Genomic DNA, 12457 nt, shown 5'->3' with positions numbered 1-12457 from the left:
TCTTAGGTATTATCTGATATTTCATAATAAAAATAAGATAAATATGAACATCATGGAACTGCACAAAGGAGGATTTGGTACTAAAAAAGTTACTAGTTTTAATAATATTTTGCGTGTTGAAAAATATATACCGAGAAGAGTACCACATTATATATCAAAAGATGCAATTTATGAATTAGAAAGTAATCATATATTTTTAAAAGATAATATTTATAAAAAGTATCGACCAAGGCGGATAAACTATTTAAAACTCGCAAAAAATTTTGTGTTGAAAATATTCGTCAGGAAAAGAAATGAAAGGGAATAAGAAAGTCAGAAGAAAATATACCATTTCTAGTAATGATAACAATATTGATATTATGCATGACAGGAGCATTTTTAATTGCTCTAAAATATAAAGGCAATAAAACGGAACGCATGTTTTTACTAGTTATAACTACATTGATAACATTGCTTTTAAGTATACTTGTAATCGAAGTTATTATAGAAAACAATTATCCGCAAATTTCAGAAAAGTACAAACCTTTAATTTTAGGGTTAATCCTTATTTTGTTTTTTATTTCATTAATAGTAGAAATTGCTAATAACATTTACATTTATAAACATAAAAATAAAAGATAAAATTGCTACTGTTTCCATTAAGATAACAAAAGCGAGGGAGAGAGTAACAGAATAAATGTAAATAATACAGGGTTTGGTATGGTGATATTAATTGACTGGGGTGCGGGTGAAATTGAAGATTCGTATTATGGGAGGTAAAACATATGAAGAAAAATATATCCTATTTAGGTGTCTACGGAGTTCTGGTTGGTTTAATAATTTCTCGATTTATTGTAACTGAGTATGGAGGAAATGCAAGAGTTGTAATAATGGTTTGTGCACTAATGATTTCTATCTTTGCGATGATTGGTATAATATATAAAAAAAAGTATTTAGCTGCGTTATATGCATTAGCAATGGTATTACCATTATCACTTATGACAATAGGAATGTATTTAGATAATTTGTTTATAGCTTTTGGTGGATTGGGATTATTAATCATACTAATCCTTGTTACTATAAAAATTCTACCCGAATTCAAAAGGAGACAATAATTTATATATTACGGAGTAAAGATTATTAATAAAATGTGAGTATGGAAGTGATAAAAATGATAAGGCAGATAGAAAGAGATGAGATAAAGGTATGTGTACAAGTAATCAAAAAAAGTTTTGGAACGGTAGCACAAGAATTTAGTCTTACAAAAGAGAATTGTCTAGGGAATGCAAGTTTTATGAAAGTTGAAAAATTATATAAGCAGTATGATGGAGGTCGACCAATGTTTGCTTATCTGAATAATGGTATCATTGTAGGTTATTTTTCGCTTAGAAAGGGTGATGGTGGGAATTTTGAACTGAATAATCTTGCTGTGTTGGTAAAATATCGTCATAAAGGTTATGGTAGAGAAATGATTGTTTTTGCAATGGATAAAGTCAGAGAAATGGGAAGTAATAAAATGACTATTGGATTAATTGAAGAAAATACGAAATTAAGGAATTGGTACAGTAGTTTAGGATTTATACATACAGGTACAAGAAAGTATAAACATCTGCCTTTCACAGTGTGCTTTATGAAAATTGGGCTTTAGCAAGTGAGCCCTTCGCTATCACAAGGGTGACTGTCACTTGTCGAAATGCGGAAGCTAGGCGAAGATGGTACATTTGATTCTGATTTATTAGATATGAAGTTAGGTAGAAAAATTGATGGTTTGGAAAGAACAAAAAAAATGGCGTCACCCAGATGAAAATCAATAAAGTATAATTATATATACTTTGGTGTTTTTCTCGTCGTTTTGGCTGAAGGAAAGACCTTAGAAAAGTTAATCAAAAAATGCTTCTGTGATTGTATAAAAACTCACCAAGTTTTTATAGTTTGGCAAGTTTCATCTAATCCATCTATATATTTAATAAGAAATATTACATTGGAGAAGGTGTAATTTATTCATACCATTTTTAAAAAATGATGAATTTATGAAACATTAAATGACTAATTAACATGTTAAGAAGTAATAAGATCATGTTGATTCTTTATTTTTATGGACTTAAAGCAGCTGCATTGGGCATAATATCATTAATACATATTTGATAGGAGTTGTTGTAACTATGATTAAATTCAATGCTAAAGAAAACCGAAAACCTAATAAGTTAATTAATGAAAAGTCACCATACCTTCTGCAACATGCATATAACCCAGTAAATTGGAATCCATGGGGAGAAGAAGCATTTGTCATAGCAAAAGCACAATATAAACCAATCTTCCTTTCAATCAGCTACAGTACTTGTCATTGGTGTCATGTAAGCTAAACACTGCAATTTATAAAAAACAAAGACCATTGGGTATCAATAGCTCAAGCTGCTTTTGTATTGAGATTTCAGTTTATATATAAGCACTGGCATAATTGTTAGTATTATTTTTTGAGTTTTTTTAATGGTTATTAAGTAATACAGTTATAAAATAATTAGGATTAACTAAAGCAACTTTAGATATGGAGATATTTAATAGCATTATGTAAAATAATATTATAATATTCATAAGAGTTGCTTTGCATATGTAATATCATAAGCATATTAATAAAGCAAAATAATATAGGGTAAATAGTATATAGGCTATTTATTCTATTTTGTTTTTAAATCTATGTATTAGAATTAGCTATTAATATTGGAATCCAAACATAGTAGTGCTATAATTATATTAACCCCCTATGGGGGATATTGAATGGAGGCTTAACCATGGGTGAACAACATAATCACGAACATGAAAATACTAAAGCAATTACCAATAGGTTATCTAAAGCTATAGGACATTTAGAATCAGTTAAAAAGATGGTAGAGAATGGTAGAGATTGTAGTGAGGTTCTTATTCAAATTGCAGCAGTAAAATCTGCGGTTAATAACATTGGAAAAATTATTTTACAAGACCATATTAATACCTGTGTTGTAAATGCAGTAGAAACTGGAGACAAAAAGGTACTTGAAGATTTGAATAGTGCTATCGACCAATTTATAAAATAATATTTGTGAGGTGTTCATAATGAAAACTAAACAATATAAGGCAACCTTTTTTGCCATACTAGCAGCGGCATTATATGGTATTAGTTCACCTGTATCCAAACTATTATTAAAAGAAATTCCACCTACACTAATGGCATCATTTCTCTATTTAGGAGCAGGAATTGGAATATCCATTATTCAATTTATTAAGCATAAGAAATATAAAGAAAAAACTGAAGCAAGGCTTACTAAACAAGAACTTCCATTTACAATTGGAATGGTTGTATTAGATATTGCAGCACCTATATTTTTAATGTATGGACTTACTATGACAACTGCTGCTAATGCATCATTGCTTAACAATTTTGAAATCGTTGCAACCTCTCTAATTGCATTATTAATATTTAAAGAATCTATCAGCAAACGACTATGGAGTGCTATTTCTTTAATTACTGTATCAAGTATTATTTTATCTGTAGAAGATGTAAGTAGTTTTTCCTTTTCTTTTGGTTCAATTTTTGTATTGTTAGCATGTATATGTTGGGGACTTGAAAATAACTGTACTAGGAAGTTATCTGTAAAAGACCCATTAGAAATTGTTATTATTAAAGGATTTGGTTCTGGAATTGGGTGTTTACTAATTGCACTTACATTAGGTGAACAATCAAATAATATACCTTATATCATAGCAGCCATGCTACTCGGGTTCTTTGCTTATGGATTAGGCATATCCTTATATATATATGCTCAAAGAGAACTGGGAGCAGCAAGAACAAGTGCTTATTATGCAATAGCACTATTTATTGGGGTGGGATTATCACTTATAATTTTTAGAGAAATACCAACATTCTCATTTATTATTGCATTAGTCATTATGATTGTAGGCACATATTTTGCTTCAACAGAAGTTCATAATCATAAACATATTCATAATTTAATAACTCATGAGCATAGCCACAGTCATGAGGATAGTCATCATAACCATATTCATGAAAAAACTATTATCGGAAAGCATAATCATATTCACACTCATGAGGAATATAATCATTCACATAAACACACACAAGATATTCATCATAGTCATGCTCATTAAATTATAATTTATTTTGCTTAAGCCAATAATTTTATAAAAGCAGTTGAAGCATATCAAAAAAAATATTGTACAGAATTAATTAAAAGTAAAAAGTTATGATAGTAATGCTCATTTTTTTTTATAACGCAACTACCCCTATATAAAATTATAGCATAGAAATGTCTCCCTACCTCCTTCAATACGCTTACAATCCAGTAAACTGGATGACCTGGGGAGAAGAGGCTTTTACAAAAGCAAGAGAAGAAGATAAACCAATCTTCCTTTCACTCGGATATTCGGTATGTCATTGGTGTCATGTCATCTAAACACTTCAATTTATAAAAGATGAAAACCTTTGACAGCAATTCCTTAAGCTGAGGTTATAGTCAGAACCTTTCACAGTGGGCTTTATGAAAATTGGACTTTAGGCATCGATTGGTGTCATAAACCTTTGGAATACTCAAACGTAGTATCTTTAAGAACATACTTGTTATCTGAAAACTTATAAGTGATAACAACCTCACCGACAAACCCTGATGGGGATACTTGTGCTCCAGCTCTAACTGTTAATAAATTATTTTTTATATCATAGTGAGTCAAATTTCCAAAGTATACATTTTCAAACCAAAAGCCGACATCAGAGTTTTTTATTTTTATTATTTTGGTTTTCTTATTGAGTGTTATTTTAATGAAAACATTATTATTTTGTTTTGTTATGGTTATTTGAACGGTATTTTTAAGGATATCTAATGGATTTGCTACTTTAATTTCTGAAAAATTATCAGAGTTAATAACATGCACTTCTTCAATGTGTAGTTTTGGTTGAAATGTTGGGTTTGAGTCACTTTCCCAATCGAAGATAGCCGACTTGCCATCTATATACAACATAAGTCCTTTATATACACCTCCATGTTGAGAATTAATAGCATAAAGTTTTATACTGTGTTCAGGTAATGAAGCAATCAGTTTGTTATTTTCTGAGAAAGTAGTATTAGACATTTGTGCTTTTTTATTTAAATAAAATAATTTACTGTTAAGGTCTGCTGCAACAATGATAAAAATAACTGTAAATATAAGAACTAATAATTTTGATTTAATTTTCATTTAATCACCTTCTAAATTTTCATCTGTAATTCACTAATATTTTTATCATTTTCTAAACTTTATATGCGTTTACTATGCAGTAAGGATAGAATAATATGTTTAGGAGTTTATTGGGTTGCATTGTTCAATCTTTATATATTGTTTCAATGGAATTATATTCGATAGCATTTTTGGGCAAAGTAATAAAGTCAAAAATAAAAATATGAAGGGAGCGTGATATTATGCAGAAAGAAAATATGCATCAAAATGCAAATAGATTGGTTAATGAAAAATCTCCATACCTATTACAGCATGCATATAACCCAGTAAATTGGAATCCGTGGTGTGAAGAAGCCTTTGCAGAAGCAAAATCAGAAAACAAACCAATATTCCTCTCTATTGGGTATTCTTGACTGTGAAACTAGTCAACTTGTCATTGGTGTCATGTCATGGAAAAAGAATCCTTTGAAAACGAAGAAGTAGCAGCTGTTTTAAATGAAAATTTTGTAGCAATAAAAGTAGATCGCGAAGAACGTCCAGATATAGATAGTATTTACATGACGGTATGCCAAGCTTTAACTGGAAGCGGTGGATGGCCATTAACTATTCTTATGACTCCCGATAAAAATCCATTCTATGCGGGAACTTATTTTCCAAAGGATAGTAAGTATGGAAGACCAGGTATAATGGATGTAATGAATTCTATTGCACAGCAGTGGAGTGAGAAAAGAGAAGATATTGTAAATTCTAGTGAAAAAATAGTGGAGTATATTAAAAATAGCCACACACAGGTTAACAGAGAAGAATTAGAAGAAATAGGAGAACAAGAGATACATAATGCATATAACAGCTTCAACAATGCATTTGATAATAATTATGGTGGATTTGGTAGATTTCCAAAATTTCCTTCACCTCACAACTTGATTTTTTTATTAAGATACTGGAAAAATTATAATGAACCTAAAGCATTAGAAATAGTAGAAAAAACATTGGAAGCCATGTATGAGGGAGGAATTTTTGATCATATTGGGTTTGGTTTTTCTAGGTATTCCACAGATGAGAAGTGGCTTGTACCCCACTTTGAGAAAATGTTATATGATAATGCGCTTTTAGCATCGGCATATATTGAGACTTTTGAAGCTACAGGTAATGTGTTTTACAAGGGTGTTGCTGAGAAAATCTTCACTTATATACTAAGAGATATGACATCAAGAGAGGGAGCTTTTTATTCAGCAGAAGATGCGGATAGTGAAGGAGGCGCGACTTGTTGTTACTTGAAAAGAGTAGCCTAGTAGATGTTTAAATACAAATACTAGAACTGTTATTATGAGAAGTCAAATGATAGGGTAACGCCTTGAAGGGTTTCCACTGATACTCCGATTAGCGTTTTCTTAAGTAAATAAGAAAGGGTTAAAAGCTCGGTGAAGTCGGCTGAGATTATACCGTAAGTAGAAGAAATATAATACCTACACGAAATGCGAACCAGAGGTGGTCGAGTATAAGATAGGTCGGGTGTCCATAAAATATCTATGGTTAGGATGTTGCAGAGGCAACTGACGAAACTAGGAATGTACGGGTCTAGACGCTGAATTGTTCAGAAATGAACAATATACAATAGTATAGTAAGTGTGGATTAGTAAGATTCTCCTTTATGAAAATCCATATAATGTTATAGGCATTATCAAGCTTACAGGCTCATACTAGAAACCTAAGGATATATGAAAGGATAATAGTAACGGAACAAGGGAAGCTTGGAATACTGAGGTTTTACTACCAAAGAAGTAGTGATAAGGAAAAGAGCAATCTATAACTTATCTTAATCCAAGTAAAAGTGGTGGCATAAAGCAATGAAGCTTCTGTAATAGAAACGGAGCTATAGCCACTAGACAATCAATAGTTAAAATTAAATAAATGAATAATTCAAGGTTCGAGTAAGAATAAGAGATGTGAATCTAAATTTGTAGAAGTACAAAGGAGGAGGGAGCAGACTTGAAGGAAAGCTCAATAATAGAGAAAAGACAGTTACTAAGAAATAATGAGTATTATACAATGCAAAACACATTCGATAATCTGTATGAACAATCTAGTAAAGACAAAAAATTTAAAGACTTAATGAAATGTATAACATCAAAAGAAAATATCTTACTTGCATATAGAAATATAAAGAAAAATAAAGGTTCTACAACTTGTGGAACAGATAAGCTAGATATTACCTTTTATAGGGATATGGAAACAGAGAAATTTGTGGAATGTATTCAAAATAAACTAGCAAACTATATGCCGAAAAGTGTAAGACGGGTAGAAATTCCTAAAGCAAATGGTAAAACTAGGCCGCTAGGAATACCTTGTATAGAGGATAGAATAATCCAACAATGTATTAAACAAATACTAGAACCTATCTGTGAAGCAAAATTTCACCATAATAGTTATGGTTTTAGACCAAATAGGTCAACAGAACACGCCATAGCACAATGTATGAGATTAATGAATTTAAATAAACTACATTATGTAGTAGATTTAGACATTAAAGGTTTCTTTGACAATGTTAATCATAGTAAGTTAAAGAAACAAATGTGGAGCATGGGTATACAAGATAAAAATTTGATTAGTATATTTGGAAAAATATTAAAATCTGAAATAGAAGGAATTGGAACACCCACAAAAGGAACTCCTCAAGGTGGCATAATTAGTCCATTACTTTCAAATATAGTTCTTAATGAACTAGACTGGTGGATTAGTTCACAATGGGAAACTTTTGAAACAAAGAAAAATTATGATGTTAATAGGAATGGTAGAATAGACCAATCAAATAAATATAGAGCATTAAGAAAAACAAAACTCAAAGAAATATGCTTTGTGAGATATGCTGATGATTTTAAACTCTTTTGTAAAGATTATAAAACAGCTCAAAAAGTATATAATGCAACTAGATTATGGTTAAAAGAAAGATTAGGTCTGGATATAAGTCCAGAAAAATCAAAAGTTACTAACCTAAGGAAAAACTATACAGAATTTTTAGGATTTAAACTAACAGTTAAGCCTAAGAGTGGAAAATATGTTTGTCAAAGTAGAATGTGTGATAAAGCTAAAGATAATACAATCAAAAAGATAAAGAAACAAATTAAGACAATACAATTTAAAGGGAGTCTAAAACAAGTATCTAAGCTAAATGCTATGATATTAGGTAGCCATAATTATTACAGAATAGCTACTAATGTTAATTTAGACTTTAAGAAAATTAGTTTCTTAGTTACAAGAACCTTGGATATAAGATTGAAGAATTGCATAACAAATAAACCTAGACTCTCTAAAGCCTATGAAAGACTTTATGGAGAATATAAAGGAAAAATCAGAACTATCTTTAATATAACATTGTACCCAATACATGGTTGTAGAAATAAACCACCAATGTGTTTCAGTCAAGATATAAATAATTACACAAGAAATGGAAGAGAGAAAATTCATAAAAACCTTAAAGGATTTAGATATCTAATTGAACATCTTTTAAAAACAAAGAATGAAAATAACTCGACCGAATTTGATGATAATAAAATATCTTTAATAGCGGGGCAATGTGGCAAGTGTTATATAACAGATAATAATTTGAAATTAGAAAGCATGGAATGTCATCATAAAAAGATGAAATGCGAAGGTGGAACTGATGAATATAAGAATCTAGTTTGGGTATGTTATGAAGCTCATAAACTCATACATGCGAAAACCGAAGATACAATAAATAAATATCTAGGATTATTGTCCCTTAACAAAAAAGGATTAAAACGTGTCAATTCTTTAAGAGAGTTAGTAGGAAATTCAATTATTTAATCAAGATTACGGATTGTTGGAACGCCGTGTGCGATGAAAGTCGCACGCACGGTGTGAGGTGGGGGAAAAGATGGAGATAATATCAAAATCTTACCTATCACTATAAGAAGGCAAATTTTATTTACTAACACTAAAGGAAGTAGGTTCAGTTTTAGACGATGAGTTTTATGAAACCTATTGTGGACATTACGATATAACAAAAGAAGGCAATTTCGAAGGCAGGAACATTCCAAATCTTATTGGAAAGAAAAGTAGTTCCGAGATAGATGAAGATTTAGAATACAAATTAGAAGTGATGAGACAAAAACTGTTTGAATATAGAGAAAAACGAGTTCATCCATATAAAGATGACAAGATACTAACCTCTTGGAATGGGCTTATGATTGCAGCACTAGCTTATGGTGGAAGAGTTTTTGAAAATAGCAGTTATATTGTGCAAGCGGAAAAGGCTATGGACTTTATCTTAAGTAACATGATTAATGAAAGTGGAAGATTAATGGCTAGATACAGGGATGGTGAAATAGCACACTTAGGATATTTAGAGGACTATGCATTCGTCGTTCATGCACTAATTGAACTATATGAAGCTACTTTTAATGTAAGGTATTTAACTAAAGCATTAGAGCTTAATGAAAATATGCTTAAGCTATTTAAAGATGAAGATCGTGGTGGGCTCTTTTTATATGGTATTGATGGAGAGAAGTTAATTGTGAGGCCGAAAGATATATATGATGGCGCAGTGCCTTCAGGTAATTCGGTGGCTACACTAAATATGTTAAGGTTGTCTAGATTAAGTGCCAATAGGGAATTAGGAAATGAAGCATACAAACAATTTGAAGTTTTTGCTTCCAAGGTTAAAACTATAGAAAGTGCTCATGCTTATTTTATGACTGCACTATTATATAGTAAGGTACCAGGAAAGGATATTATTATTTCAGGAGAAGAGAATGGAGCTGATACAGAAGCTATGATTAATGAAATTAATAGCACTTATCTTCCTTTTGCTACAGTAGTTTTGAATACTGGTGACGAAGAGCTAAATTCTATTAATCCTGAGATAAAAGCGCATAAACAATTGCAGGGAAAAACTACGGCTTATATTTGTGAAAACTTTAATTGCAAAGAGCCTATTACTGATTTGAAAAAGTTTATAGAATATATTAAATAGTTAGGATTATCATGATTCTTAATATGAGGTTAGCTGAAAGATTGCTCTCTGAAGGTAAAGCAGATAATAAGAAAATTGACAAAGATGTAATAGTGGGAGTATAATGTAATATATTATGGATAAATATACTACAACTAAATTCTGTGAAGAGGATAGTACTTTCTTATTAATCTTTAAGCGAGCAAGGGTAGAGTGTAAGCCTTGTAAGGTATAAGAAGTTAAATGGGCAACTATTTAACAAAATTAATCCGTTAATTTTAGGAAAAGAACCTTGGAGAAGCTGCCTGAACAAGTTAGAAGTAACAACTTTTGACTCTTATAGGGTAAGTCGCTAATTAGCGTTAAAATATTGAGTGGACTTTATAGTCAACTAGAGTGGTACCGCGGAAATATAACCCGTCTCTTTATTTAGAGATGGGTTTTTTGTTGTATAATAATGAACATCAGTTTTAAAATTAGGAGGATAACAGTTAATAACTGTTATCTCCCCCAAACGCATACAGGAGGGAAATTTATATGGATTATAAAAAAGTAGTTGCAGAGAGAATTAAACAATTGGTGGATTTAGAAATAGAAACAATAGAGAATTTAATTGAAACACCACCGAGATCTGAAATGGGAGAATTTGCTTTTCCATGTTTTCAATTAGCCAAAACCATGAAAAAAGCACCAACTATGATAGCTAAGGATTTAAAAGAAAAAATTGAAAAAGAAGGCTTTGAAAAAATAGAGTGTTTTGGACCTTACTTAAACTTCTTCTTAGACAAAAGCGCATTTATTAAAAAGACTATAGAGAAAGTATTAGAAGAGGGAGAAAGCTATGGTTCATCTAAGATAGGCGAAGGTAAGAATATGGTAGTAGAGTATTCATCACCTAATATAGCAAAGCCATTTCATGTAGGCCATTTATTTACTACAGCTATTGGTAACTCACTATATAAGATACTTTCTTTTGAAGGTTATAATTGTACAGGAATTAATCATCTTGGAGATTGGGGAACACAATTTGGTAAACTTATTTATGCTTATAAAAACTGGGGCGACGAAGTAGCTTTAGAAAAGGATCCTATTAGAGAATTATTAAGAATTTATGTTAAATTTCATGCAGAGGCTGAGCTTGATGATACGCTTAATGATGAAGGAAGAATGTACTTTAAGAAATTAGAAGAAGGTTCTGCTGAAGAAGTTGCGCTTTGGACTAGATTCAAAGATTTAAGCCTTGTGGAATTTAAAAAGCTTTATGAAACTCTAAATGTTAATTTTGATTCTTATGCTGGAGAAAGTTTTTACTGTGACAAGATGGATGATGTAATTAAAGATATAGAATCTAAGGGACTGCTTGTAGAAAGTAATGGAGCTAAGGTTGTAATGTTAGATGAGTACAATATGCCACCTTGTATCATTAGAAAAGCAGATGGAGCTACAATTTATGCAACTCGTGATTTAGCTGCAGCAACATATAGAAAGAAGACTTATGATTTCCATAAAAATATTTATGTTGTTGGAAAAGATCAATCTCTTCATTTTAATCAAGTATTCACCACTTTAAAGCTTATGGGCAATGAGTGGGCGGATGATTGTGTGCATGTACCATTTGGTACAGTAAGATTTGCAGATAAGAAATTATCTACAAGAAAAGGTGATGTTATTTTCTTAGATGAGTTATTAAGTGAAGCAGTAGCTAAGACTCTTGAAATAATAAATGAAAAAAATCCTGAGCTTGAAAATAAGGACGATGTAGCTAAAAAAGTAGGAATAGGTGCTATCATGTTCACGTACCTAAAAAACCACAGAGAAAGAGATATTGTCTTCAATTGGGAAGAAATGCTTAGCTTTGATGGAGAAACAGGTCCTTATGTACAATATACTTATGCAAGAGCAAAAAGTATATTAAGAAAAGTTATGGAAAATAGCAACTTTGATGAAACTAATGTAGAGGTGGACTATAGCACACTAAATTCTAAAGAAGAATTTGAACTTGTAAAGCAATTAGAAGGTTTCCAAAGTTCAATTTTGTACGCTATTGAGAAATTAGAACCATCTGTAGTCACAAGATACGTTATTGATGTAGCTAAATCTTTTAATAAATTCTACAATCAGCATAATATAGCAAATTTAGAAGATAAATCTGCTAAACTTGCAAAAATTAAAATGGTAGAAGCTACTTGCACCGTAATAAAGAATGCATTAGGCCTTATAGGAATAGAAGTTGTAGATAGAATGTAAATTATGAACGTTATTGCATTTGCAATAACGTCCATTTTAATGTATTATTATATT

General features: G+C 30.8%; 10 protein-coding genes and 3 pseudogenes. 12 read left to right on the top strand and 1 reads right to left on the bottom strand.

Features of this window, described 5'->3' with window-relative positions:
* From JJD95_RS03125 to JJD95_RS03090, 8 genes and pseudogenes are all read left to right on the top strand, one after another.
* Positions 1–307, top strand: a 307-nt coding sequence (locus tag JJD95_RS03125) for a hypothetical protein (protein ID WP_291640250.1), incomplete at its 5' end; no start/stop codon positions are given.
* Between the two features lie 32 nt (positions 308–339).
* A complete protein-coding gene (locus JJD95_RS03120; RefSeq protein WP_291640248.1) occupies positions 340–621 on the top strand; it encodes a hypothetical protein in 282 nt (93 codons plus the stop codon).
* 143 nt (positions 622–764) lie between these two features.
* Positions 765–1094: a hypothetical protein gene (locus JJD95_RS03115; RefSeq protein WP_291640246.1), complete on the top strand. Its 330-nt coding sequence runs from the start codon at positions 765–767 to the stop codon at positions 1092–1094.
* 41 nt (positions 1095–1135) lie between these two features.
* A complete protein-coding gene (locus JJD95_RS03110; RefSeq protein ID WP_291640244.1) occupies positions 1136–1627 on the top strand; it encodes a GNAT family N-acetyltransferase in 492 nt (163 codons plus the stop codon).
* A gap of 514 nt (positions 1628–2141) precedes the next feature.
* Positions 2142–2336: pseudogene (locus JJD95_RS03105) on the top strand (DUF255 domain-containing protein); the annotation flags it as partial.
* Positions 2337–2768: 432 nt separating this feature from the next.
* Positions 2769–3050, top strand: coding sequence for a metal-sensing transcriptional repressor (locus JJD95_RS03100; RefSeq protein ID WP_291640242.1), 282 nt, complete (start codon positions 2769–2771; stop codon positions 3048–3050).
* Positions 3051–3069: 19 nt separating this feature from the next.
* Positions 3070–4122 (top strand): DMT family transporter, encoded by a 1053-nt coding sequence (locus JJD95_RS03095; protein ID WP_291640240.1) that lies wholly within the window; start codon positions 3070–3072, stop codon positions 4120–4122.
* A 158-nt stretch (positions 4123–4280) separates the two neighbouring features.
* Positions 4281–4424: pseudogene (locus JJD95_RS03090) on the top strand (DUF255 domain-containing protein); the annotation flags it as partial.
* 118 nt (positions 4425–4542) lie between these two features.
* Here the strand turns inward: JJD95_RS03090 and JJD95_RS03085 are convergent.
* Complete coding sequence (locus tag JJD95_RS03085; RefSeq protein WP_291640238.1) at positions 4543–5205, bottom strand: hypothetical protein; 663 nt, start codon at positions 5203–5205, stop codon at positions 4543–4545.
* A 236-nt stretch (positions 5206–5441) separates the two neighbouring features.
* On the opposite strand from JJD95_RS03085, the pseudogene JJD95_RS03080 reads away from it, so the two are divergent.
* The 4 genes and pseudogenes from JJD95_RS03080 to argS all read left to right on the top strand — a co-directional run.
* Positions 5442–6440 (top strand): annotated as a pseudogene (locus JJD95_RS03080) (thioredoxin domain-containing protein); the annotation flags it as partial.
* A gap of 733 nt (positions 6441–7173) precedes the next feature.
* A complete protein-coding gene (gene ltrA / locus JJD95_RS03075; RefSeq protein WP_291640236.1) occupies positions 7174–9009 on the top strand; it encodes a group II intron reverse transcriptase/maturase in 1836 nt (611 codons plus the stop codon).
* A gap of 292 nt (positions 9010–9301) precedes the next feature.
* Positions 9302–10177 (top strand): hypothetical protein, encoded by an 876-nt coding sequence (locus tag JJD95_RS03070; RefSeq protein WP_291640234.1) that lies wholly within the window; start codon positions 9302–9304, stop codon positions 10175–10177.
* A 516-nt stretch (positions 10178–10693) separates the two neighbouring features.
* A complete protein-coding gene (gene argS / locus JJD95_RS03065; RefSeq protein WP_291640231.1) occupies positions 10694–12403 on the top strand; it encodes an arginine--tRNA ligase in 1710 nt (569 codons plus the stop codon).
* Positions 12404–12457: the final 54 nt, after the last annotated feature.

Origin of the sequence: Clostridium sp. (genome assembly GCF_016650035.1) — a bacterium.
Lineage (GTDB): Bacteria > Bacillota > Clostridia > Clostridiales > Clostridiaceae > Clostridium_AD.
Note: the sequence above shows the minus strand (reverse complement) of the source record. Positions and strands in the feature narration are given on the sequence as shown.